Source organism: Variovorax sp. GW821-FHT10C12, from assembly GCF_059415405.1.
Map to the genome: position 1 here is coordinate 592,921 of NZ_JBWKNE010000003.1, position 23,062 is coordinate 615,982.

At 65.2% G+C, this 23,062-nt stretch carries 18 protein-coding genes and 1 tRNA gene; 9 read left to right on the plus strand and 10 right to left on the minus strand.

Annotated features, from left to right (window positions below):
- Nucleotides 1-50: 50 nt before the first annotated feature.
- Both AC07OH_RS19260 and AC07OH_RS19265 read right to left on the minus strand, forming a co-directional pair.
- The gene (locus tag AC07OH_RS19260) at nt 51-2,306 is read right to left on the minus strand and encodes a polysaccharide biosynthesis tyrosine autokinase (RefSeq protein ID WP_495301767.1); all 2,256 of its coding nucleotides are present in this window, start codon (nt 2,304-2,306) and stop codon (nt 51-53) included.
- On the minus strand, nt 2,303-2,737 hold the full coding sequence (locus AC07OH_RS19265) for a low molecular weight protein-tyrosine-phosphatase (RefSeq protein ID WP_390346323.1): 435 nt from the start codon (nt 2,735-2,737) through the stop codon (nt 2,303-2,305). The genes AC07OH_RS19260 and AC07OH_RS19265 overlap by 4 nt, the downstream gene beginning before the upstream one ends.
- 454 nt (nt 2,738-3,191) lie before the next feature.
- On the opposite strand from AC07OH_RS19265, the gene AC07OH_RS19270 reads away from it, so the two are divergent.
- Entirely contained in the window at nt 3,192-5,195 is a 2,004-nt protein-coding gene (locus tag AC07OH_RS19270; protein ID WP_495301768.1) for a polysaccharide biosynthesis protein, read from the plus strand.
- A 101-nt stretch (nt 5,196-5,296) separates the two neighbouring features.
- Here AC07OH_RS19270 and AC07OH_RS19275 read toward each other — a convergent pair whose 3' ends face one another.
- The 3 genes from AC07OH_RS19275 to AC07OH_RS19285 form a co-directional block, all read right to left on the minus strand.
- Nucleotides 5,297-8,350 (minus strand): YjbH domain-containing protein, encoded by a 3,054-nt coding sequence (locus tag AC07OH_RS19275; protein ID WP_495301795.1) that lies wholly within the window; start codon nt 8,348-8,350, stop codon nt 5,297-5,299.
- Nucleotides 8,347-8,964: a YjbF family lipoprotein gene (locus AC07OH_RS19280; protein ID WP_495301769.1), complete on the minus strand. Its 618-nt coding sequence runs from the start codon at nt 8,962-8,964 to the stop codon at nt 8,347-8,349. Before AC07OH_RS19280 ends, AC07OH_RS19275 begins: the two co-directional genes overlap by 4 nt.
- A gap of 134 nt (nt 8,965-9,098) precedes the next feature.
- Complete coding sequence (locus AC07OH_RS19285) at nt 9,099-9,407, minus strand: hypothetical protein (protein WP_495301770.1); 309 nt, start codon at nt 9,405-9,407, stop codon at nt 9,099-9,101.
- Between the two features lie 479 nt (nt 9,408-9,886).
- On the opposite strand from AC07OH_RS19285, the gene AC07OH_RS19290 reads away from it, so the two are divergent.
- The 7 genes from AC07OH_RS19290 to AC07OH_RS19320 all read left to right on the plus strand — a co-directional run bounded on the left by AC07OH_RS19290 (nt 9,887) and on the right by AC07OH_RS19320 (nt 15,152).
- A complete protein-coding gene (locus AC07OH_RS19290; RefSeq protein WP_495301771.1) occupies nt 9,887-10,648 on the plus strand; it encodes a LuxR C-terminal-related transcriptional regulator in 762 nt (253 codons plus the stop codon).
- A gap of 160 nt (nt 10,649-10,808) precedes the next feature.
- Nucleotides 10,809-11,426, plus strand: a complete 618-nt coding sequence (gene petA / locus AC07OH_RS19295; RefSeq protein ID WP_489058900.1) for a ubiquinol-cytochrome c reductase iron-sulfur subunit — start codon at nt 10,809-10,811, stop codon at nt 11,424-11,426.
- Nucleotides 11,427-11,440: 14 nt separating this feature from the next.
- Complete coding sequence (locus AC07OH_RS19300; RefSeq protein ID WP_495301772.1) at nt 11,441-12,877, plus strand: cytochrome b; 1,437 nt, start codon at nt 11,441-11,443, stop codon at nt 12,875-12,877.
- Between the two features lie 36 nt (nt 12,878-12,913).
- Nucleotides 12,914-13,690, plus strand: coding sequence for a cytochrome c1 (locus tag AC07OH_RS19305; protein ID WP_099795340.1), 777 nt, complete (start codon nt 12,914-12,916; stop codon nt 13,688-13,690).
- 95 nt (nt 13,691-13,785) lie between these two features.
- Entirely contained in the window at nt 13,786-14,397 is a 612-nt protein-coding gene (locus AC07OH_RS19310) for a glutathione S-transferase N-terminal domain-containing protein (RefSeq protein WP_062473683.1), read from the plus strand.
- A 41-nt stretch (nt 14,398-14,438) separates the two neighbouring features.
- The gene (locus AC07OH_RS19315; protein ID WP_495301773.1) at nt 14,439-15,017 is read left to right on the plus strand and encodes a ClpXP protease specificity-enhancing factor; all 579 of its coding nucleotides are present in this window, start codon (nt 14,439-14,441) and stop codon (nt 15,015-15,017) included.
- Between the two features lie 59 nt (nt 15,018-15,076).
- Nucleotides 15,077-15,152, plus strand: a tRNA-Thr gene (locus AC07OH_RS19320).
- Nucleotides 15,153-15,254: 102 nt separating this feature from the next.
- On the opposite strand, the gene AC07OH_RS19325 is transcribed toward AC07OH_RS19320, so the two are convergent.
- Together AC07OH_RS19325 and AC07OH_RS19330 are read right to left on the minus strand one after the other, a co-directional pair.
- Nucleotides 15,255-16,070 carry a class I SAM-dependent methyltransferase gene (locus AC07OH_RS19325; protein ID WP_495301774.1) on the minus strand — a complete coding sequence of 272 codons (816 nt, stop codon included), beginning with the start codon at nt 16,068-16,070 and terminating at the stop codon, nt 15,255-15,257.
- Nucleotides 16,067-16,456, minus strand: a complete 390-nt coding sequence (locus AC07OH_RS19330; RefSeq protein ID WP_070059897.1) for a cupin domain-containing protein — start codon at nt 16,454-16,456, stop codon at nt 16,067-16,069. Before AC07OH_RS19330 ends, AC07OH_RS19325 begins: the two co-directional genes overlap by 4 nt.
- A gap of 141 nt (nt 16,457-16,597) precedes the next feature.
- Between AC07OH_RS19330 and AC07OH_RS19335 the strand changes: the two genes are divergently transcribed.
- Nucleotides 16,598-19,747 (plus strand): ATP-binding protein, encoded by a 3,150-nt coding sequence (locus AC07OH_RS19335; protein ID WP_495301775.1) that lies wholly within the window; start codon nt 16,598-16,600, stop codon nt 19,745-19,747.
- Between the two features lie 67 nt (nt 19,748-19,814).
- On the opposite strand, the gene AC07OH_RS19340 is transcribed toward AC07OH_RS19335, so the two are convergent.
- From AC07OH_RS19340 to AC07OH_RS19350, 3 genes are all read right to left on the minus strand, one after another.
- On the minus strand, nt 19,815-20,162 hold the full coding sequence (locus tag AC07OH_RS19340; RefSeq protein ID WP_495301776.1) for a zinc ribbon domain-containing protein YjdM: 348 nt from the start codon (nt 20,160-20,162) through the stop codon (nt 19,815-19,817).
- 83 nt (nt 20,163-20,245) lie between these two features.
- The gene (gene recJ, locus AC07OH_RS19345) at nt 20,246-21,967 is read right to left on the minus strand and encodes a single-stranded-DNA-specific exonuclease RecJ (protein ID WP_095950947.1); all 1,722 of its coding nucleotides are present in this window, start codon (nt 21,965-21,967) and stop codon (nt 20,246-20,248) included.
- Nucleotides 21,964-22,941 (minus strand): hypothetical protein, encoded by a 978-nt coding sequence (locus tag AC07OH_RS19350; protein WP_495301777.1) that lies wholly within the window; start codon nt 22,939-22,941, stop codon nt 21,964-21,966. Before AC07OH_RS19350 ends, recJ begins: the two co-directional genes overlap by 4 nt.
- Nucleotides 22,942-23,062 lie beyond the last annotated feature (121 nt).

Below are 23,062 nucleotides of genomic sequence, written 5' to 3' on the forward strand. Positions count from 1 at the left end.
AGGTGCTTTGATAGCCCTCTCCCCTCAGCGCTGGCCCACTGAGTGCTCGTTCAAGCTTCTTTGTACTTGTACTCGGTATAGCGGTAGCCGCCGTACTTGTAGCCGTAACTGCCATAGTGCCGGCGAGAGAGGTCCATGCCGTTGAAGACCACCCCGTTGACTTGCTGGCCCGCATGCGCGAGGCGCTTGACGCTCTCATTCAGCTCGCCGAGTTGGGTCAGGTTGTCACGGGCAACCAGCAGGACAGCGCCAGCATGTGCTGCAACCGCCGCGGCGTCGGCTGCCACCAGCACGGGCGGACTGTCGATCACAACCAGGTCGTAGCGCTCCGAGAAATCGTTCAACAGCTCACTCAGCTTTGACGAAAGCATCATGTTGGCTGGATTGAATGGATAGTTTCCGGTCGTCAAAACATCCAGGTTAGGGATCACTTGCCCATGGATGGCCTGCTCGGAAGACATGTCACCTGCCAAGACGTCGGCCAAACCGCCTTTGCGTGGGAGGCCAAATGCCTTTTGGAGGTGACCCTTGCGCAAGTCGGCGTCGATCAACAGCACGCGCTTGCCCGCCTGTGCCATGATGACCGCGAAGTTGCCCGAGACGAAGCTCTTGCCCACCCCGGGGGTGGCACCTGTGATGAGCACACGATTGTTGCCACTCTCCATCAATGTCAACTGCAGGGACACCCGCAGGTTGCGCAAGCTTTCGATGGCGAGGCTTTCGGGTGAGGTGACGGCCAACAGTTGCACGCCCTTCGCACCGCCGGCAATGTGTTCCAGAATCGTTTCTTGCTCGAGTGCCAATGGAACGACGGAGTAGACGTTCAGGCCGAGTCGATCTTCGATTTCCTGAGGATTGCGGATGCCGCTCGACAACTTGGTGCGAAGGATTGCCAGCGCCACGCCTGCGAGAAGGCCGAGTACCAGCGAGAGCGCGACGATCAGAGGCTTTTGAGGTTTGACCGCGCTCTTGGGTTCGATGGCCGTGTCGAGCAGACGCACATTGCCGATCTTGCCTTCCTTGACGAGACGCAGTTGCAAAGAGCTATTAAGTAGCGACTTGTAGAGTTCGCCGTTGACGCGGACGTCGCGCTCCAACCGCAAGGCGTCCCGCTGTATGGCGGGCATGGCACTCACTCGAGTTTCCAGGCCGTTGATTTCATGACTGATGGCTGCAATCTGGCCATCCACCATGCGGACCTTCGGGTTGGTTTCGGTAAAGCGTGCGAGCAGTTCGCGCCGCTGTTGCTGGGTCTCTAGCAGCTTGGTTTGCAGCTGTACCGACATTCCCAATACAGCCTTGGCTTCTTCGTCAAAGGCGACAGTACCGTTCTTGTTGCGGAAGCGGGCATACATGTCTTCCGAGTCTTCGAGTTGCCGTTTGAATTCGGGCAGCTGTTGGTCGAGAAATCCAATCGTCTTCTCTGCCTCTGCAGCTTTCCGCTCGACATTCTGGCGAACATACTGGGCGCCGATTTCGTTGAGTGTGCGCCGTAGGCGACCACGGTCGCTACCTTCGAGAACAACACTGATTACGTTCGATTGTTTACCTTGTTCGCTGAGCTGCACGCTTCTTTGCAAGCTCTCAGTAGTGGTCAGCGACGACGCGCGCGAGACAAGAAATTCCGCTCCAGGCTTCCCATCGATCCGTGAAACCATCAGAGTGATGGCGCCGCCAGGCACCTGTTGACTGAGCATCTTGCCCGCGGTGCCTGTTAGCGACTCGGGAAGGCTGGGGTGCGAGAGTACATATTGATCGCCCGCCTGCGCGGTGATCGTGAAGGGTTGCTGGTCTTCGAGCGTAGGAGGGACACCGAACTTTGCGATGTCGATCGCTTCGGTGCCGGAAACGTAGCCGCCTATGCCCAGAAAACCAGGGTTTGATAGTTCCTTGGAACGCCGCGAAAGCCATTCGCCGATGAATGGGATATAGCGCGGTCGAGCGTTGACATAAAGTTGCGTCGCTTCCACTGCGCCCCCCATCACCATCCGCGAACGGATGATCTGGATTTCGCCAGTAGCAGGGGTCTTCACCTCGAAGAGGTTGGCCGTGTCGCCGAGAAAATTCTTGGCGTCGGGGGCGGAGTCCTCGACCTGAATCAGTAAATTGGACTGGTAGATCGGGGTGGCCAAAAGTGCATAGGCGACTCCGAACCCAAGGGCCACCGCCGTGACGCCTGCCACCAGCCATTTGCGGTCAAGCAGGATGTCGAAATACTCGGACAAGTTGATGACGCCATCGTCATCGTCGCGTGGGCGTATCGTGTTGGGTGCCGAGGGGGCCGAAGTGGAGGCGGAAGGGGTCATGAGAGTTTGCGGATGCGTTCGGCCCAAGCGTGGGCACCGTCAGCGATGAGCTGTAGGGCGTGTTCGAAAGCTGGAAGGCCCAGGCGATAGGGGTCGGGAATGTCGACGCGCGCGACCTCACCCAGTCGGAACAATTTGCCGCGAGTCAGCGGATGGCGTTGACCAATGTGGATTCGTTGCGCTTCGTCCATCGCAAGAATGAGATCGGCCTGCTGGCACATCTGCCCTGTGAGTTGGCGTGCACGGTGGTCCTCGATGTCGATGCCGCGTGCGGCCATCAACTTGCGCGCGATCGGATCTGCGGGGTGACCGACCAGAGCGCCCGTCCCGGCAGACGTGACTTGAACCTGTGGTAATGCGGCAGCGATCAGTGCTTCCCCCATGGGACTGCGACAGATGTTGCCGATGCATACCACCAGAACGGATTTCATGAGACTTGGCTCCCTGCGAAGGCTTGTGCCTCTGTTGTCAGATTCAACGTATTGCGTACCGCGTGCTTCATGTCCAGCATGAATCACAACTCATACAGAAATGTCCTCGCCATTTGTTCTTCGTTGAGCGGTCGGATCGCACTATCCAGACCCGAGAGATGAAGGACGGCTGGGTGCGCCCTTGGCATTGTAGTCAGGGCGTTGGCGCCCACTGCCTCGGGGAGATGGTCAAGCCACAGGCATTCCGGGCTTGAATCGGTCATGGCTGTCAAAGGGGACCGCTGATCGAGGATGCTGATCAGCGGTGCTATGACCAAAGTCATGTCGATGCAAAAGATACAAAAAATGACATTGTGAGTGTCGCGAATCCCCTGAATTGGGGGGGAGGGGTGGGTACCCTTCACGGACAATTGTTGCAGTGCGGTGCGTCCCAAGCGCCGCAGGAGTTTTCAGTGTGATCAATCGTCTGGCTGCGCCCTTGCTTGCTTTGCCGCGCCCCCTGAAGCGCATGCTGGCTCTGGGGGTCGATGCAATGCTCTGCGTCCTGTGTGTCTGGTTGGCATTCAGCTTTCGCTTTGAGCAATGGATGACGCCGCGCGGCGTTCAGTGGTCAGCTGTCGCAGTTGCTGTCGCTCTTGCGCTCCCCCTGTTTGTGGTTTTCGGGCTCTACCGAGCCATCTTTCGATATGCAGGCACAGCTGCAGTCATGGCTATCGTGCGCGCGTGTGTGCTCTTTGGCCTCGGCTATGCGTTGATCTTTGCGGTGGTCGGTGTGCGAGGGGTACCGCGCACGGTCGGTCTGCTGGTCCCGTTGCTCTTGTTCCTGGCCATCGCCGGCTCGCGCATGTTTGCGCGCTATTGGTTGGGTGGTCTCTACATGAGCGCTCTGCAGCGTAAGCAGCTGCCTCAAGTCGTGATCTACGGTGCCGGTAGCGCGGGCTTGCAGCTGGCTGCGGCGTTGGCTCAAAGTCGGGACATGGTCGTCCGCGCTTTCGTTGACGATGACTTGCATCTCCAAGGCAACACGATCAATGGTCTGCGCATTCAGTCCTCGGATTGGCTCAGCAACAACGCTGCCAGCTGGGGCATCACCGACGTGCTGTTGGCGATGCCTTCGGCCAGTCGTGGACGCCGCGTTGAAATTCTGAACCAGTTGTTGCCATTGCATCTGCATGTACGCATGCTCCCGGGGCTGCTCGATCTGGCCAATGGCAAGGTCCAGGTCAATGACTTGGTGGAAGTCGACATCGAAGACTTGCTAGGGCGGGATCCAGTCGAGCCAGTGGCAGACCTGTTGCACAAGCACATCCGCGGTCGGGTGGTGTTGGTCACCGGGGCTGGTGGCTCCATCGGCGGCGAACTGTGCCGGCAGATCGTTCAGTTGTCGCCCTCTACGCTGCTGCTCGTAGAGCTGAGCGAATACGCGCTCTATGGCATCCACCAGGAGCTGGAGCGGTTGGCGCCGAACGTACGTGTCGTCCCACTGCTCGCTTCGGTGTGCGATGCGGCGCGGCTGCGTGAAGTGATGCGCGCCTGGCGCCCTGACACGGTCTATCACGCGGCGGCGTACAAGCATGTGCCGCTCGTCGAGCACAACCCGGCGGAGGGGGTGCGAAACAACGCGATGGGCACGCTCACGACGGCGCGGATTGCGATGGAGTGCAAGGTTCCTAACTTTGTCCTGATCAGCACCGACAAGGCCGTGCGGCCGACGAACATCATGGGGGCTAGCAAGCGCGTCGCCGAAATGGCGTTGCAGGGGCTGGCACAGCAGAGTTCGGACACCTGCTTCTCGATGGTCCGTTTCGGTAACGTGCTCGGCTCCAGTGGTTCAGTGGTTCCGTTGTTTCGAAAGCAGATCGAGGCGGGTGGCCCGATCACGCTGACACATGCGGACATCACGCGCTATTTCATGACCATTCCGGAAGCCGCCCAGTTGGTGATTCAGGCGGGCGCGATGGCGCAGGGCGGCGATGTCTTTGTGCTCGACATGGGTGAGCCGGTCCGGATCATTGATCTCGCGCGCCGACTGGTAGAGCTTTCGGGACGTACCGTTCGCGACGAGCACTCGCCGGATGGTGACATTGAACTTCAGGTGACTGGGCTGCGACCTGGCGAGAAACTCTACGAAGAACTCCTGATTGGTGACAGCGCGATGCCTACGCTGCATCCTCGTGTCATGAAGGCACACGATCCCTGCCTGCCCTGGAATGAACTCTGGCGCCAGTTCGAGATGCTGAATGCGGCACTCGAAAGCAGCGATGTGCCGATGCTGAAGCAGACGCTGACGCAGATCCTGCCCGGCTATCGGCCTCATGCGGAGGTGGTGGATTGGGTGCATATGGAGCGTCACCGCGTGCGTGACCGTGCTCTGCCGATCGCAGCGGCAGTCGGCGCTGCGCAGGTGGGCGAAGCCAATCAGCTATCCGCGCCGAATCAAATTACCGTGGCAATCTGATTCGATAGAACTGCCTCGTTCTTTTCTCGCCCTGGTTCGCTGGGGCGATGCTGTAACCAAGAGCCCCGGATCGGGGCTCTTTTGCTTCCAGCCGGCGGCGCCTATTGCGCCCGCTTGAAGTCGAGGATGTTATCTCCCGCCTTGGGTGCTTTGTCGTCGGGCGGCGAGAAGCTGAAAGCCTTCGGATCCCGTATCGACGTCATCTCGAACAGTGGGTTGATCCGTCCCAGTTTGGCGCCGCCATCCCGTATCAGCGGAGCCCAGGCAAAGTTCGCAGTGAACTTGCTTGAGCGAGGCAGCAACGCATCGAAGGGAATGGACACGTAGATGCCCTTGTCGAAGCTGCCTTCACCGAACTGTGCGGCTGACACATTGGTCTTGGTGGCCCAGGCGCCGATCGTCACGCCGTTGTCGAAGCGACGGCTGATGTCGAGCGTGACGCCGCGATCGCCTGCAAGGTATTGGCCGGCGCTGATCTTGGCCTGCACGCCGTTCCAGCCCGTGTCCCAATAGAGCGTGGCGTGGCCGGTGTTGACCTTGTAGTCGCGCAGGCCGAGGTCTTGCGCGAAGTCGCGCTGGCGCACGTGGTTGATGTCAACGCCGAAGGCGAACTTGCTGCGCCACGGACGGTAGAGCCATTCGGCGCCCACGCCGGCGAACATCGACTCAAGGGCACCGCCGTAGACGCTGTAGTACTGGTCTTCGTTCAGCCGGCCCACGTGGGTGAGCTGAAACACCGGCATGGTCAACCGCTTGGTCGTTGCGTACTCGCGCTGGTAGGTCCGCACGCGAGGGAGGTTGCTGGGCGCCGTATAGGTGAACTTGTCGAAGTTGTCGATCAGGCGCCAGTTCAGCGCGGCGTTCACCCAGGTGCTGGGCGTGAAGCGGTACTCCGCGGTGGCAGAGACGCCGAGTTGGTAGAGCAGGAAGGCGTCGGGGCCGCCGAGGATCTGCGAGAAGCTCGGGGTCAGGCCGAAGGTGAGTTTTTCTGTGCGTCGCTCCCAAGGAGCCATGGCCGGCGTCTCGCCGGGCGATGCGGTGGCTGTTGCGTCGGCGGGTGTACGCTGTGGCGATGCTGGCGTGTAGAGCCCGTCTTCGGTCCTGCCGCGCGGAGGGGCGTAGTCCTCACGCTGGTCCGTGGCGCGCAGTTCTGCTGGCGTCTGTGCCTGGTAGTGCGCTGTCACCCACTCGCTGCGATTGACAACCTGCGCATGCAGAGCCAGTCCGCGCTCGTTGTAATGAAGGATGAAGTGCTTGATCGACACCGGTGCATCGCGATGCATGACGGCAATGACCTGCTGCACACGGGCTTCGCGATACACCGTGTGGCTTTCGGTGATCCAGATGTGCGCGCTGTCGCCTTGCGGGGCAATGCGTTGCACGGTCCATTCGGTACGTGCCTGGATCTCCGCAGCGGTGGCGGCCCAGCCGGGTGGATTGGCCGGCGCCTCCGGCGTGAGGCGGGGCCGCGGCGGATCTGCGGGTTTGCTGGACCGCATGTTCGCCATGTTGGTGGACAGGGTCAGCCCCACCATCACCTTGTTGCCGCGCTCCAGGCCGGCGGTGAAGGCGACGCCGGGTGAGTAGCGATATTCCAGGCCAACGTTGAAAGGTGAGCGCTGAACCTGGTTGTTCTGCTGGGGCTCGTTCTTGTAGTTGTTGCCCTCGTACTCGAGCTTGAGCGTCAGGGGATCCCAGGGTGTGCGCCATTCGACACCGCCGAACAGCGCGGCGGGGCCCCGGAAGAAGGCGTTGAAATTCGCTTCACCGCCCGTTGCGGAGCTCACCGTGCGTGTTCTGAAGCGATTGCTCAGGGCTAGCAAGGGGTTGCGGATGTTTCCGCTGTTCCCCAGATATCCCCAGCCGATGCCGAGGCTGAAGTCGAGGTCGCCGTAGCGCTTGTTGGCGACCAGGTATTCGGCCGAAAAGAGGCCGGTACCGCCAAGGTCGCGAAAGCCCAGCGCAACCTGAGGCACATACGCGGATTCGCGCAGCAGCCGCAGCTTCACGTCGATGCTCTTGTCCTTGTTGCTCTGGCCAGTGGTGCTGGCGGCATACGCGCGGTTGCTGATGGAGGTGTAGCGAAAGCCGGCCTCCATCCAGTCCAGTGGCTGGAACATCACGTTCAGTCGCGTATAGGGCGACACGTGGCTGATCGACGTGCGGAAGTCGCCGGCCTCGCCCATGCGTGCCGTCGGCGTCTGGAGCAGACCGGTTTCGCCCCAGTCATTGCTGCTTGTGCGAGGCGTCTTGTATTGCGGAGCCGAGGCATCGGGGCGCACCGAGATGGCGCTTTCCGGCGGAACTGACGGTGGGATGGACGTATTGATTGCTGCGGCCGGCTTGGCTGCTGCAAGTGCGGCGGTGGTGGTGCCCAGCGCCGCTGTCTGAGGCGAAGGGCCCTGGGTCGCCAGGAATTTGATGATGCCTTCCGATGCGTCGACCAGTTCAGTCATGCTGCGCGGCGCGGCCCAGATCCATGCGCCGGGCGCCGGCTCATCGGAAGGATGACCGTTCCAGGGGGCGATGCCCACACGTGACGTCCGGCCGTCGGGTTGCGCAACCCATGCCCAGTCGTGGGTACTGTTGGGCGCGCAGGCGATGACGTAGTCCCAGGCGGTCCGTCCGGCTTCGTGCGCCACGTGGCACAACTCGCCGTTGGGTCGGACAACCGCGATGGTTTTCAATTGCGGAGAGGGCGCAACGAGCTGCTGGCCGGCCGACAGCACAGGGTCTTGATCCGGGTGTGCCTGCAGCCAGCGGGGGTCCACGATGCCCAGCGCCACGCGGCCGGTGACCGGCAGGTTCTGCAGCCACGTGATGAGCTTCAGTCGATCGAGTTGCTCGGAGCGCGGTGCGCGCCTGCTGGCCGCCTCGAGGCGCACGAGCAGGGTGTTCTTCAGGAACTGCTGGGCCAGTCGCTCCTGCGGCACGCGCCATGCCAGCCCGGGCGCAGCTGTGCCCTCGGGTTGGCGCAGCAGCCAGGTGCTCAGTCGCTCGCCGGGTCGCACTTCGGCATCGCTTGCGGGTTCAAGGGTCGCCGCGTTCTGCGACGGTTCCGCCGCGGCGCCAAGACTTGCCATCAGCGCGCAGGCAAGGGCCGTTCGACGGGGCCAATGCGGGGGACTGATGGCTCGCAGGAAGGGGGAGCTCATGTACCAGCGCGCGCCGCGGTGCCGGCTGCTGGTGCGGGGGGTGTCCACTGTTCGAAGCTCATGCAGAGGTCGCGGGAAATACATTGCTCCGAATACACGACCTGAGGGGCGCCAGAAGCAAATGAAACGCCGAAGCGGGCGGGAGGAACGGAGGCTGCCGCAGGGCGGGACACGCTGCGTTCTTCATACCAGCGCAAGGAGCTTGCGGGCACGCCGGCGAGAGTGCTGTCGGTGGGCGGCGCGATCGACGCGCGCGCGACGTCGTCGCGAATGCCGAAGCGATAGCCGGGCATCAGGTCGCGTTCGCGCGCGTAGGTCTGCGTGGTGTTGGCAGTGTGAGCTTGCCAGGCGGGTGGGTTGGCAAGTCGAACATCGCGCCAATCGGTGGACAGCCCGGTCGTGCCGACCAGTTGACCATTCAGGAGTCGGACGACCTCGCCCGTGCCGCTGTACCAAACCTCGACGGGCCCTTCGGCGCGCCGATCGATATAGCCGAGCACCATGTACAGGACGCGCCCATCGATGGTGGTCCGCAGGTACCGATAGCTGGGATTGAAATTGGGCTGGGTTGCTGCAGGCTCGCCGCGATACAGCAGTCGAGCTGAATCCAGCATGGCTGAGGTTCCGGAGGAGCAACCGCCAACGCCCAAGAAAAACGTTGCCAAAAGGCAACGTTCTAAGAGTCGCGTGGCGGAAGCAACGCGCGGACTTTTCAGCGAATGCCCTCCTTTCAGGAGGGCAACCAGCATTAACGCGTGCCGGTGGTGCCCGTGCCGGTGGTGCCGGTGCCAGGGACGAAGAAGCCGCCGCCGCCGTTGCCGTTGTTGCTGCTACCAAGGGTCAGCATCAGTGCGCCGGTGCCTGCAACAGCGCCCCATTGAACGGGGGTCAGGCCGCCAAGGCCGGCAGCGGTTGCGCTCGGAGCGCCAGCGGGGCCCGGTGCAAATGCGCGATTGTTGTTGCTTGCGGGCGCAGGGGTAACCTGCGTTTGGGCAAAAGCCGACGAGATTGCCAGGGTGGCAAGGGCGACGGTAGCAACCAGTTTGTTCGTCTTCACAGTGATCCTCTCAAAGGGTTTTTATGCTCTTGACTTGAGGTTAGCAGCATCAGAAGTGTGCCGCAACTAATTTGGCCTGGAGGATGAAGCGTTTGCCACGGCCTCCTTGTAACCGCGTATTGCCTCGATTGTTGTGGATGAGTGTGACGGGTGCATGTGTATCTCAATGCTACGTAACGTTCCGCCCAGGATGGCCGTAACGACGGCGACCGGCGCGCAGCTCCATCAGTAAGGCTCCGGGCGTTGCTGGTGCATTTCTTCAATGAAATCAACGCACTCACCGCGCCATCGTTGCGATGGGCCTCATGGCCGCCTCCCAGGCATCGTTCCTGCAGTACCTGAAACGAAAGTTGACATTCAAGGTATGCCGCGGGGCACAACAAGGGGATATGCGTGATTCGATTGTCTGAGGGTGGGGCGATGGAGAGTGTGCGGGTGTGCGTAGGCGCGGCAGATGGCGTGATCGGAGGCGTCAGCTCATGATGAATCACCAGTCCGTCAGCAGCGCGCATTCGGCGCCGGCGCTCGCGGGGCGGTACGCCGCCTTGGGCTGTGCATTCTTTGGCGCGTTGATCGTCGAGGGCGACCTGGCCCTGGCTGAGCGCATGCGGCGCCTCCTGTGCGACCTGGCCCCGGGTCGTCGCGTCGTGATTGCCTCAACGCACGCGGAAGCAACCCATCTTCTGGCGGCGCTGCCCTACGACCTGGTGCTGGTCGACATGCACCTATCTGACGACGGCGGCGTCGCACTTCTGTCGCACCTGCGGCGCGCGTATCCGCAGATCGACGCCATCGCCATGTCGAAGGACGACGACCGCCTGCTGGTCGAAGCTGCGATCTCGTCAGGAGCCTCTGGCTACCTGCTCACTAGCACCGATGATGCCGAGCTCTCTTTCTTGTTGCGCTCCATCGAGCGCGGCGGTTCGCCGATGGACGCACGCGTCGCGCGTCGCGTCCTCGGCTTGATTGCGGCGTCTGCGAAGCCGGAGGGTGTCGAGTCCGCGCTGCGCGACGGCGACACGGCCTCGCCCCCGATGCCTGCTCCCGGGCTGCTGTCACCTCGGGAGCTCAATGTGCTGCGCCTGATCGCGCAAGGCTGGAGCAATCGGCAGATTGCAGAAGCGATCTGCCTCTCGATCAACACGGTCGAGTTCCACGCCAAGCGGATCTACCGCAAGCTGGCCGTCAAGTCGCGAACCCAGGCTGTCCGGCAGGCGACCCAGTACGGGCTGCTGAGCTGAGCACTGCGGGTTGCTGAGCGCTGTCGCGCACGCGCTGCGGCGCCGTGCGGGCGCGCCGCAATCATTGAAAAACCCTTTTGCGCCCCGCTACAATCTCGGGTTGACCTTGCTGTGGCAAAGGTCAGCCCCTGCTCCAGCGAAGAAGACTTAGAGGATCCCCATGAGTGACATGACCTCCGGCTCGCCCCGGATCGACACAAGCAAGCGGACGTGGTTGATCGCATCCAGCTGTGCCGGCGTAGCGGGCGGCGTGGCCACCGCAATCCCTTTTGTGAGCACATTCCAGCCGTCCGAAAAGGCAAAAGCCGCGGGCGCCGCGGTCGAAGTGGACATCTCGGCCCTCAAGGTCGGCGAAAAAATCACCGTCGAATGGCGCGGCAAGCCGGTCTGGATTCTCAAGCGCACCCCGGAGCAGATCGCCGAACTCGCCAAGCTCGATGGCCAGCTCGCCGATCCGCTCTCCAAGCGTCACCCCGACGAATTCACGCCCAAGTACGCGCAGAACGGCCATCGTTCGATCAAGCCCGATGTGCTGGTCGTGGTCGGCATCTGCACCCACCTCGGCTGCTCGCCGGTCGACCGCCTGCAGGCCGGCCCGCAACCCTCGCTGCCGAACGACTGGGAAGGCGGTTTCCTCTGCCCTTGCCACGGTTCCACGTTCGACCTCGCCGGTCGCGTCTTCAAGAACAAGCCCGCTCCTGACAACCTCCCCGTGCCTCCGCACATGTACCTGTCCGACACGCGCCTGCTCATCGGCGACGACAGCAAGAAGGCCTGAGGGAGACCACGAACATGGCTGAATTTCACGAAGTTTCCCCCAACGCCCCCGCCGGCGAGAAGCTGCTCAACTGGGTCGACAACCGCTTCCCGCTGACCAAGCTCTGGAACGATCAGTGGGGCAAGTACTACGCACCGAAGAATTTCAACTTCTGGTACATCTTCGGCTCGCTCGCGATGCTGGTCCTCGTGATCCAGATCGTGACCGGCATCTTCCTCGTCATGCACTACAAGCCCGACGCGAACCAGGCGTTCGCATCGGTCGAGTACATCATGCGCGACGTGCCCTGGGGCTGGCTCATCCGCTACATCCACTCGACGGGCGCCTCGGCGTTCTTCATCGTGGTGTACCTGCACATGTTCCGCGGCCTCATGTACGGCAGCTACCGCAAGCCGCGCGAGCTGATCTGGGTGTTCGGCTGCGCGATCTTCCTGTGCCTGATGGCCGAAGCCTTCATGGGCTACCTGCTGCCCTGGGGCCAGATGTCCTACTGGGGCGCCCAGGTGATCGTGAACCTGTTCGCCGCCATCCCGTTCATCGGTCCTGACCTGGCCCTGTTGATCCGCGGCGACTATGTCGTGAGCGACGCCACGCTGAACCGCTTCTTCAGCTTCCACGTCATCGCCGTGCCGCTGGTGCTGCTCGGCCTCGTGGTGGCCCACCTGATCGCGCTGCACGAAGTGGGTTCGAACAACCCCGACGGCATCGAGATCAAGGCCAAGCGCGGTCCCGACGGCCATCCGCTCGACGGCATCCCGTCGCACCCGTACTACACGGTGCACGACATCTTCGGCGTGGTGGTGTTCCTCACGATCTTCTCGGCCGTGATCTTCTTCGCGCCTGAAGCCGGTGGGTACTTCCTGGAGTACAACAACTTCATCCCGGCCGATTCGCTGAAGACGCCGAACCACATCGCTCCGGTCTGGTACTTCACGCCGTTCTATTCGATGCTGCGCGCCACCACCGACGACATGGTCAACGTGTTCGCGCTGATCATCGCTGCGGCCGCCGTCTGGAACTTCATCAAGGGCAAGTCGGGCATGGGCCTGAAGGTTGCCGCTGTGGTCGTGGCCGCCGTCGCGATCTTCCTGCTCAAGACCTTCGACGCCAAGTTCTGGGGCGTGGTCATCATGGGCGGCTCGGTCATCATCCTGTTCTTCCTGCCGTGGCTCGACCACAGCGAAGTCAAGTCGATCCGCTACCGTCCGAGCTGGCACAAGTATGTCTACGGCGTGTTCGTGTTCCTGTTCCTGATCCTGGGCTACCTGGGCATCCAGGCACCCGGCGTCTGGGGCAACCTGGTCATCGGCTCGTTCGCCCTGGACATCGCCCAGACCATCTCGCAGATCGGCACGCTCTTCTACTTCGGCTTCTTCCTGCTGATGCCGTGGTGGAGCAGCAAGGGTGAATTCAAGACCGTGCCCGAGCGCGTGGTCTTCACCGCCCATTGATGCGCGAGAAGTGCAAGAGAGCTTGAGAGAAACACGATGAAGAAAAGAATTTCCGGCTGGCTCGCTGTCATGGGTCTGGCGTTGGGCCTGACCTTCTCCGCGGCCGCATCCGCCGAATCGGGCGGTCTGGCGTGGGACAAGTCGCCCAACAAGACCACCGACGTGGCGGCACTGCAGAACGGCGCCAAGCTGTTCGTCAACTACTGCCTCAACTGCCACTCGGCCGCCTTCATGCGCTACAACCGCCTGCAGGACATCGGCATCAGCGAGCAGCAGATCAAGGACAACCTTCTGTTCACGACCGACAAGGTCGGCGAGACCATGAAGGCCAACATCGACGCGCGCCAGGCCAAGGAATGGTTCGGCACCACGCCGCCCGACCTGACGCTGGTCGCACGTTCGCGCGCCGGCCACGGTGGCACGGGCCCCGACTACCTGTACACCTTCCTGCGCAGCTTCTACCGCGACGACACCAAGGCCACCGGCTGGAACAACCTGCTGTTCCCGAGCGTTGCCATGCCGAACCCGCTGTGGGAACTGCAGGGCGAGCGCCTGCCGATCTACACCAAGGTCGAACAGCACGGCCATGCCACAGATGTGTTCTCGGGCAAGTGGGAACAAGTGACCCCCGGTACCCTGAACCCGGTGCAATTCGACAGCGCGGTCGGTGACCTCGTCGGTTACCTGCAGTGGATGGCCGAGCCTGCGCAGAACACCCGCGTGCGCATCGGCGTCTGGGTGCTGCTGTTCCTGGCCATGTCGGTGGTTTTCGTATGGCGACTGAACGCCTCGTACTGGAAAGACGTCAAGTAATTCCGTTCACGCCGACCGGGCGCCTCGTGCGTCCGGTCCCACAGAGTGGGTTGCCCAGGCGACCCACTCTTTTTGATTTTTAGGAGTCTCTCGCCATGATGGTCTTGTATTCAGGAACGACCTGCCCCTTCTCCCACCGCTGCCGCTTCGTGTTGTTCGAAAAGGGCATGGACTTCGAGATCCGCGACGTCGATCTCTACAACAAGCCCGAAGACATCAGCGTGATGAATCCGTACGGCCAGGTGCCGATTCTGGTCGAGCGCGACCTGATCCTGTACGAGTCGAACATCATCAACGAGTACATCGACGAGCGCTTCCCGCATCCGCAGCTGATGCCCGGCGACCCGGTCGACCGCGCTCGTGTGCGCCTGTTCCTGCTCAACTTCGAGAAGGAACTGTTCGTGCACGTCGCCACGCTCGAGAACCGCACCGCCAAGGGCAACGAGAAGGCGCTCGAAAAGGCCCGCTCGCACATCCGCGACCGCCTCACGCAACTCGCGCCCGTGTTCCTCAAGAACAAGTACATGCTGGGCGACAACTTCTCGATGCTCGACGTGGCCATCGCGCCGCTGCTGTGGCGTCTCGACTACTACGGCATCGACCTCAGCAAGAACGCGGCGCCGCTGCTGAAGTACGCTGAGCGCATCTTCTCGCGCCCGGCCTACATCGAAGCACTGACGCCTTCCGAAAAGGTCATGCGAAAGTAAGTAAGCTGCGTGCCTGCTTCCCTCGTTTTCCGCCGCTTTTCATGATCAACGCGCTCGAGTCCTCTTCCACCCGCCCGTACCTCATCCGGGCGCTGTACGAGTGGTGCACCGACAACGGGTTCACGCCCTATGTCGCGGTGCTGGTCGACGACACCGTCCAGGTGCCGCGCGAGTACGTGAAGAACGGCGAGATCGTGCTGAACATCAGCTTCGACGCGACCAGCTCGCTGAAGCTGGGCAACGACTTCATCGAGTTCAAGGCCCGCTTCGCAGGCACGGCGCGCGAGATCAGCGTGCCGGTCGGCCGCGTGATCGCGATCTACGCCCGTGAGAACGGACAGGGCATGGCGTTCCCGGCACCCGTGCCGGCCGCCGCCACGTCCGACGATGGCGATGACGCCACCACGGCCGCGTCTTCGCCGAACAGCGCGCCGCGCATGCCGCTGCGCGATGCCTCGCGCGGCACCGAGGGCGACGCCAGCAAGGTGTTCCACCTGGTGACGGGCGAAGAGGGCGACGAGACGGTCGACGCCGGCTCGGCGCCTTCCGACCCGACCGACGAGCCGCCGCGCCCGCCGGCCGGTGGCGGCACCCGGCCGTCGCTCAAGCGCATCAAGTGACGACGCGGTCGGCCCCAAAGCCGGCCGCTTAGAATCGTCGCCAGCACTGCTTTCTTTCAGCCGCTTTAGCTCAATTGGTAGAGCACCCGCCTTGTAAGCGGAAGGTCGTCAGTTCGATTCCGACAAGCGGCACCAATCAAAAAAGCCCGACAACGTCCTGCGTTGCCGGGCTTTTTCTTTGTCTCTCTCCTGTTCGGCGATCCGGACGGACCACAGAAGGCGACAGGCCACTGCGCATCACCCCACGTCCACCGTCACCCGCAGGAACGTCGCGGCGATCAGGCAGGTGTTGGGGTACTGGCTCTGGTTCTGGCTCTGGAACAGCGTCACCAGTTCCGTGCGCAGTTCGTCGGTGCGCCCCGCCTGGGCTGCCGCGTCGAATGCGTTCATGGTCGGGCCGTAGAACTGCCGGAAGGTGTCGACGAATTCCGCCGCCGAGCCTTTGAAGTCGAAGATATAGCTGTCGCGCTCCCAGCTGATGGCCTCCGAGGCAACGCCCGCCGCGCCAAAGCGCTCGATGATGTTCGGGGTCGAGCCCCAGCCCATCGGGCTCACGAAACCCTCGGGCGGCGGGGGCGCATACGACGAGCTGATCTTCAGGATCTGCGCCACCAGCGTGGGGTCGTTCGGGATCCAGTTGCCCATGAGGATGCGCCCGCCCGGGCGTGTGACACGCACCATCTCCCGTGCCACGTCGAAGGGCCTGGGCGCGAACATGGCGCCGAACATGCTGATGACGAGGTCGAAGGACTTGTTCTCCAGCCGCAGCTCGCAGGCGTCCCCTTCCTCGAACCGGCAGCTGGCCGACAGCCCGGCCTGGGCCGCCCGCCGGTTGCCCGCGGTGACCAGGTTGGCGGCGATGTCCACGCCCAGCACCTGCGCGCCGAGCTTGGCAGCCGGGATGGCGGTGTTGCCGTCGCCGCAGCCGAGGTCCAGCACCTTCATGCCGGGCGTGATGCGGGCATGCCGCACGACGTCTTCACCGCTCTCGCGCATGCTCTCGGCGATGCGGGTGAAGTCGCCTTTTTCCCAGAGCGCCTTGTTCGGGTTCATGACTTCACCTTCTCGATCATGTGGTCGATCACGTGCGTGTGCTCGTGTTGCGGGCTGAACATCACGATCTCCGCGTCGGCGTCGACCTTGACGTTGTGGCCGGGCGGCCAATAGAACAGGTCGTTGGTCTTCACGGTCTCCTGCTCCCCGGCGTCGTCGGTGGTGGTGATCTGGCCCTTGAGCACGAACCCCCAGTGCGGGCACTGGCAGGAGTTGTGGTTGTTCAGGCCCTGGAAGAGCGGCGTCGTGTCGACGCCCGCCGACAGCGTGAAGTACTCGCCGCTGATCTTGCTGTAGCCGGTCGCGTCGCCGAAATTCAAACGCTGCCGGATCAGGGCACCGGGAATTTCCATCTTCACGTCGACTTCGTCTTTTGCGATATGCATGAGGTGCTCCTTGAGGGTCCGCGGGCGCGAGGGTGGTGCGTCTATTCGTTGCACCCGCCAGGTTCGATAGACGGCATACTGATGTTCCACGCTTGGCGTTCCTGAAACGTTCCCGGCCTGTGCTGGGGGAAAGGAATCGCGATGTCGCCCCCACCGACTCCGTCGTCCGAAGCCGTGTCCATCCGGCTGCTGGGCCCGTTCCGCCTGAGCGTGGCCGGCGACGACCCGCAGATTCCACCGGTGCCGCTGACCCGGCGCGCCGCCGAGCTGCTGCAACTGCTGGCATTGCAGCCCGGACGCAGCCTGGCGAACGAGCAGGTGGTGGAAGCCCTGTGGCCGCACCTGGACCCCGACGCGGGCAGCGCCAACCTGCGCAAGGCCGCGCACCACGCGCGCCAGTTCATCGGCCAACCCGACGCCCTGGTGCTGCGAGGCGGCCGCGTTTTCCTGTTGCCCGACCAGGCGGTGGCGTGCGACGCCGAGCAGTTCGAGCGCGCAGCGGACGAGGCCCTGCACAGCGGCGATCCGCAGGCCTGCAAAGCGGCCGCGCAGCTCTACGGTGGCGACCTCCTGCCAGACGCCCGCTACGAAGCCTGGACCGAGGCACCGCGCCAGCGGTTGCGCGACAAGTTCCTGCGGCTGCTGCGCCAGACCGGCGACCTGGAACGGCTGGTGCGCGAAGACCCCACCGACGAGGCGGCCCATGTGCAGCTGATGCGCGAGGAACTGGCGGCCGGGCGACGCTCTTCGGCGCTGCGCTGGTACGGCCACCTGCGCGACCATCTGCAGCAGACCTTGGGAATGCGCCCAGGTCCTTCGGCCGAGGCGCTGTATCGCGAATGCGTGGCGGGCCTGGAGGGCACCGCGCCGCGTTTCGTCGGCCGTGCCATGGAACTGGTGCGCGTCCTGGGGTGGTTGCGCGCCAGCCTCGCGGGCCGGCCGGGGGGCGCGGTGGTGCGCGCGCCGGCGGGCATGGGCAAGACCGCGTTCTGCCGCCGCGTCGCCGAGGAAGCGCGGGGCCTGGGCTGGCAGGTGCGCTCGTTGCAGGCCGGTGACTGGACCCGGCCCTACGGCATCGCGGCCGACCTGGTGGAGCCCTTGCTCGGCGAACTGCCCGACGCGGCGCAGGCCATCGGTGCGCACGCCCAGGCCGTGCTGGCGCAGATGACCGCCTCGGGCGACGTGAAACCGCTGGCCCTGCCGCTCGGGCGCCACCAGATGGTGGGCGCCGTGCGCCGGCTGCTGCTGGCCACCGCCGCGCACAAGCCGGTGCTGCTCATCGTCGACGATGCGCACGCGGCGGACGATGCGAGCGCCCAGGCGCTGACGCAACTGGCGGCGAGCGGCCCCCCGGTGTTCGTGCTGCTCGCGTGCCGGCACGTACTGCCGCCGCTGCTGGATCGGAACACCTCACGCCTGCAGCGTGCCGGCCAGCTGGAGGCCCTTGAACTGGGTCCGCTGTCCGAGGAGGAAGCGGCACTGCTCGCGGCCCGCTCAGCCGATGCACCGATGACGGCCGAGGCCGCCACCGCCATCGCGCGTCGAGCCGAAGGCCTGCCGTTTGCCGTGGTCGAGCTCGCGCGCGGTGCGGCCACGTCGGACGGCGCCACGGCGGTGATGTCGCGCAGCCTGTCGTCGGCCCTGGCCGAACGCCTGTGCGATCTGGACCCCGGCACGACAGAGGCCTTGCGCCGGTTGGCGCTGTCGGCCGAAGATTTCGACGTGGCCACGGCCGTTGCGCTGGCCGCCGACGAGGGCCACGACGCGTTGGCGCGGCTCGACCAGGCGTTGGCCGCAGGCGTGCTGGTGGTGGCTGATGGTCGCTACCGCTTCCGCCACGCCCTCGTGAGGGAAGCGCTGGCCGAAGGCATCCCGCCGCACCGGCGTGTGCTGTGGCATCGCGACGTGGCGGTGCGGCTCGCGCAGGGCGGTGCGGCACCAGGCCTGGTGGGCCATCACTGGCTCGCCGCGGGCGACGCCGAGCAGGCCATGCCGTGTGCGCTGGCGGCTGCGCGCCAGGCCTTTCGCCTCGGCGCCTACGAGGACGTGTTGCGCCACGTCGAGCCGCTGCTCGCGCACCGGGCGGCGCAGCCGGAAGCACTGGCGCTGCGTGCCGAGTCCCTGGACGCCCTGGGCCGACTAGGCACGTTGGCCGCCTACGATGCGGCCTCCGCTGTCGCGGAGGAAGCGCTGTCCCACGAATTGCGCGCCAAGCGGGCCCTGGCGCAAGTGAAGATGAGCGACCCGCCCGGCGCCCTGCAGTACCTGAAGGACGTGCATCCCACCACGGTGGCGGGGCGCCTCGCCGAAGCGCTGGCCTACAGCGGCGCGGCGGCCCTGGGCTTCGGGGACCCCGCCGAAGGCACGCGCCGCTCGGCCGAAGTGCGCCGGATCGCCCTGGAGACCGGCGACGAAGGCACGCTCGTGATCGCCTCCTGGTCGCAAGCCGCGGCGGCGCACGCGCGCGGCGACCTGCACGGCAGCGTGTGGGCCGACCTGAAGGAGACGAGCCACCTGCCGCAGCTGGCGGTGCGCGTGTTCGACGGCCACCTGTGCATCACGCAGCGCTTTTTGTACGGCTCGCGGCCGTACGCCGAGGTCATCGCGTTCGCCGATGCGCTGGCCACGGAAGCGCAGCGGCTGGGCGCGGCGCGCGGGCATGCGTTCGCGGTCACGCTGCGCGGCGAGGCCTGGCTGCTCAGCGGCCAGCTCGACGCCGCCGAGCAGGACCTGATGGCGGGCGGGCGCATGCACCGCGCGATCGGCGGCGCGACCGGCGAGGCGCTGTCGCTGCAGCGCCGCTCCGAACTGGCGATCTACCGCGGGCAGATGGGCCGGGCGCGCGGCCTGCTCGACGAAGCGCTCGACGTCGCGCGCCAGTCCGACGTCGGCTTCCACCTGCTGGACCGCATCTACGGCACCCGCATCGCGATGGCCACGCAGCCCGACGCCGCGCTGGGCGTGCTGGAGGAGGCCGAGGCCAACGTGCGCGGCCCGCTGGAAAGCTGCCCCGGCTGCCGCATCACCTTCGCCATCCCGGCCACCATCGCGGCCGCGAGAGGGCACGCGCTGGACCTGGCAGCCAGCCACCAGCAGCAGTCCGAATACCTGGCCAATGTGGTGATGAAGCTGCCGGCCTGGTACGCGTCGCTGCACGAGGCGCAGGCCCACATCGAACGGGCCTCTGGCCGTGTCGCTGCCGCGCGCGAAGGCTTCGCCGCGGCGGCGCGGGAGTTCCACGCCTGCGGCCATGCGCTGGACGCCGCGCGCTGTCGGGAGTTGGCCAGCTAGGAAGTCCGTGCGGCACCGGCGTGACGAGCGGACAGCGAGACGCTGCGCCGCATGCGTCAGGCCGGTCTCACGCCTTGCGCACGAATTCCGACTTCAGCTTCATCGCGCCAATGCCGTCGATCTTGCAATCGATGTCGTGGTCGCCATCGATCAGGCGGATGTTCTTCGCCTTGGTGCCGACCTTCACGACCAGCGACGAGCCCTTGACCTTGAGGTCCTTGATGACGGTGACGGTGTCGCCGTCGTTCAGCACGTTGCCGACCGAATCCTTGATGACCCGGCCCTCATCGGCCGCGCTTTCGGCGGCAGTGCCCGAGGCGGACCATTCGTGAGCGCATTCGGGGCAGACAAGGTTGAGGCCGTCTTCGTAAGTGAATTCCGAATGGCATTGGGGGCAAGGGGGCAGGGTGCTCACGGCGGTAGGTGGGGTCCGTATCGGTTGAAGGGCGTGGATGTTAGCCCGCCCTCATGGAAGCAGGTCCTGTTGGTCCGCCCGCGTCACACCTCCGCACCCTCGACCAGAAAGCGCAACCGTCGCACCCCTTGCCACTCGTCCGCATCGAGCCTGAACGCCAGCTTCACGCGCGGCGGCAGCGGCTCGGTGTGGCTGAACCAGATCGCGTCGATGGGCTGGCCCTGGTGCTTGAGCTTGAGCGCCAGGTGCTTCTCGCCCACCAGCCGCTGCGACACCACCTCGACCTCTTCGCTGAAGGTGGGCGGCGCAAAGCCCTGGCCCCAGACCTCGCGGTGCAGCGTGTCGACCAGATCGATGCGCATGTACTCGCGCGCGATCGGCCCGTCGGTCTCGATCTGGCGCGTGAGCGCGGCCTCGGCCAGCCATTCGCCGGCCACCTGGGCCAGCGCGCGCTCGAAGACGGGAAAGTGCTCGCGCGCCACGGTGCAGCCCGCGGCCATCGCGTGGCCGCCGAAGCGCAGCAGCACGCCGGGGTGGCGCTTGGCCACGAGGTCGAGCGCATCGCGCAGGTGAAAGCCCGGGATCGAGCGTCCCGAGCCCTTCAGCTCCTGCTCCTTGCCCGGCGCCGCGCTGGCCGCGAACACGAAGGTGGGGCGATGGAAGCGGTCCTTGATGCGCGAGGCCACGATGCCCACAACGCCTTCGTGGAAGTCCGCGCCGAACACGCTGATGGCCGGCGGCGGCGCTTCCACGCCTTCGCCGTCGGCCGCGAACAGCGACTCGGCCAGCAGCAGTGCCTGGTCGCGCATGCCGCCCTCGATGTCGCGCCGCTCGCGGTTGATGCCGTCGAGCATGCGTGCGAGTTCGTCGGCACGGCCGGCGTCGTCGGTCAGCAGGCATTCGATGCCCAGCGTCATGTCGGCCAGCCGGCCGGCCGCGTTGATGCGCGGGCCGAGGGCAAAGCCGAAATCGAAGGTGGTCGCGGCCGAGGCGGTGCGCCCCGCCGCCTTGAACAGCGCCGCCACGCCGGCCGGCATCGCGCCCGCGCGGATGCGGCGCAGGCCCTGCGCCACGAGGCGGCGGTTGTTGGCGTCGAGCTTCACCACGTCGGCCACGGTGCCCAGCGCCACCAGCGGCAGCAGCGCATCGAGCTTGGGTTGCGTGGCGGTGTCGAACACGCCGCGCGTGCGCAGCTCGGAGCGCAGCGCGAGCAGCACGTAGAACATCACGCCGACGCCGGCGATGCTCTTGCTTTCGAACTCGCAGCCGGGCTGGTTCGGGTTGACCATCACATCGGCCAGAGGCAGCTCGGGGCCGGGCAGGTGATGGTCGGTCACCAGCACCTGCAGGCCGCGCGCCTTGGCGGCGGCCACGCCTTCGACGCTGGCGATGCCGTTGTCGACGGTGATCAGCATGTCGGCGCCGGCCGCGGCCACGCGCTCGGCGATGGGCGGCGTCAGGCCGTAGCCGTCCACCACGCGGTCGGGCACGAGGTAGCTCACGTTCTTGCCGCCCAGCAGGCGCAGGCCGCGCACGCCGACGGCACACGCGGTGGCGCCGTCGCAGTCGTAGTCGGCCACGATGCACAGGCGCTTGTCCTGTGCGATGGCGTCGGCCAGCAGCACGGCGGCTTCGCGCGTGCCGCGCAGCGTGTCGGGCGGCAGCAGGCGCGCGAGCCCGTCGTCGAGCTCGTCCTTGCCGCGCACGCCGCGCGCGGCAAAGAGGCGCGCCAGCAGCGGATGCACGCCGGCCTGTTCCAGCGCCCAGACGGTGCGCGGCGGGATGTCCCGGGCAATGATCTTCATAGGGACTCCAGCACCTGCGTGGCGCGGTTGCGGTCGAACAGGCCCTTGGCCCAGCGGGCGAGGCCGCGCGGCTGCACGGTGAAAAGCTGTGCGCCGCGGTCGCCGCACAGCGAGAGCGCCACGTCGGCGCCGCGCGTGAGGTCGGCGAGCAGGCCGGCGACGGCGCCCGCATCCAAGGCCTGCCAGGCAGCAGCCCAGGCCAGGCCGTCGTCGCGCAGCGCGGCGTCGCGCAATGCGAGCTCGACGACCGGCGTGCGCGAAAGGGGCGGCGAGGGAAGGGTGCCGTCCTTCAGGACGCCGGTGCCGCTGAGCCAGAACGAGTTGATCGGCGGCACGCCGCGCGCGGTGCGCTCGTCGTTCACGCGCTGCGTGTACAGCAGCATCTGCATCTCGTTCTGCAGCCGGCGCAGCGGCCGCGAGGCATCGCCCAGCGGCGACCATTGCGAAATGGGGTACCCCACCGCGCGGTCGATGGAGGCCGTGGCCAGTCCGTCGAAGATGGGGGCGCGGGCGAGCCAGCGGCCTGGCGTGTCGCTGGGGTGCAGCGCGATGCCGTCTTCCTCGAAGAACGGCTGCGCCACGGCCAGCAGGGCCATCGATTCAGCCGCGTCGATCTCGATGGCGCTCGGGTCACCCAGCGCCACGTCGTCGATGCCGACCTGCCAGTTGCACAGCGTCACCTGGCCCCAGGCCTCGTGATCGCCGGGCGCGGCCAGGCCGGTCTTGCGGGCTTCGAGCGCGGCCCAGGGAATGCAGCCGTCGTCGGCGGGAGGCAGGCCGAGCGCGCGGGCCAGGGCGCGTTCGTGCGGCGGGGAGCGGGTGCTGTCGTCCTGCGTGTCGGTGTCGGCGAGCGTCAGGCGCAGCAGCAGGGTTTCGAGGTTCGGCAGCCGCAGGGTCGCGAGCGCCGCGCGGCAAGCCGGGGAACCGCGGCCGGCAAAGGGAATCAACAGATGACGTGGGAGAGGTTCGGCCATTTCCCTATTGTCCGGGATGCCACAATTCCACCGTATGACCTACCCCCTCGCTCCTCACCCCGAGTATTTGCCGCCCCCCGCGGGCGCGCCCATGCCCCTTGAGGCCACGGGGCGAGGCCGC

Coding starts and splice junctions, on each gene's coding strand:
- recJ (WP_095950947.1), bottom strand. CDS start 21,967: ATGAAGATCATTGCCCGGGACATCCCGCCGCGCACCGTCTGGGCGCTG.
- AC07OH_RS19275 (WP_495301795.1), bottom strand. CDS start 8,350: ATGAGCTCCCCCTTCCTGCGAGCCATCAGTCCCCCGCATTGGCCCCGT.
- AC07OH_RS19310 (WP_062473683.1), top strand. CDS start 13,786: ATGATGGTCTTGTATTCAGGAACGACCTGCCCCTTCTCCCACCGCTGC.
- AC07OH_RS19335 (WP_495301775.1), top strand. CDS start 16,598: ATGTCGCCCCCACCGACTCCGTCGTCCGAAGCCGTGTCCATCCGGCTG.
- AC07OH_RS19300 (WP_495301772.1), top strand. CDS start 11,441: ATGGCTGAATTTCACGAAGTTTCCCCCAACGCCCCCGCCGGCGAGAAG.
- petA (WP_489058900.1), top strand. CDS start 10,809: ATGAGTGACATGACCTCCGGCTCGCCCCGGATCGACACAAGCAAGCGG.
- AC07OH_RS19350 (WP_495301777.1), bottom strand. CDS start 22,941: ATGGCCGAACCTCTCCCACGTCATCTGTTGATTCCCTTTGCCGGCCGC.
- AC07OH_RS19265 (WP_390346323.1), bottom strand. CDS start 2,737: ATGAAATCCGTTCTGGTGGTATGCATCGGCAACATCTGTCGCAGTCCC.
- AC07OH_RS19260 (WP_495301767.1), bottom strand. CDS start 2,306: ATGACCCCTTCCGCCTCCACTTCGGCCCCCTCGGCACCCAACACGATA.
- AC07OH_RS19305 (WP_099795340.1), top strand. CDS start 12,914: ATGAAGAAAAGAATTTCCGGCTGGCTCGCTGTCATGGGTCTGGCGTTG.
- AC07OH_RS19325 (WP_495301774.1), bottom strand. CDS start 16,070: ATGAACCCGAACAAGGCGCTCTGGGAAAAAGGCGACTTCACCCGCATC.
- AC07OH_RS19280 (WP_495301769.1), bottom strand. CDS start 8,964: ATGCTGGATTCAGCTCGACTGCTGTATCGCGGCGAGCCTGCAGCAACC.
- AC07OH_RS19330 (WP_070059897.1), bottom strand. CDS start 16,456: ATGCATATCGCAAAAGACGAAGTCGACGTGAAGATGGAAATTCCCGGT.
- AC07OH_RS19290 (WP_495301771.1), top strand. CDS start 9,887: ATGATGAATCACCAGTCCGTCAGCAGCGCGCATTCGGCGCCGGCGCTC.
- AC07OH_RS19315 (WP_495301773.1), top strand. CDS start 14,439: ATGATCAACGCGCTCGAGTCCTCTTCCACCCGCCCGTACCTCATCCGG.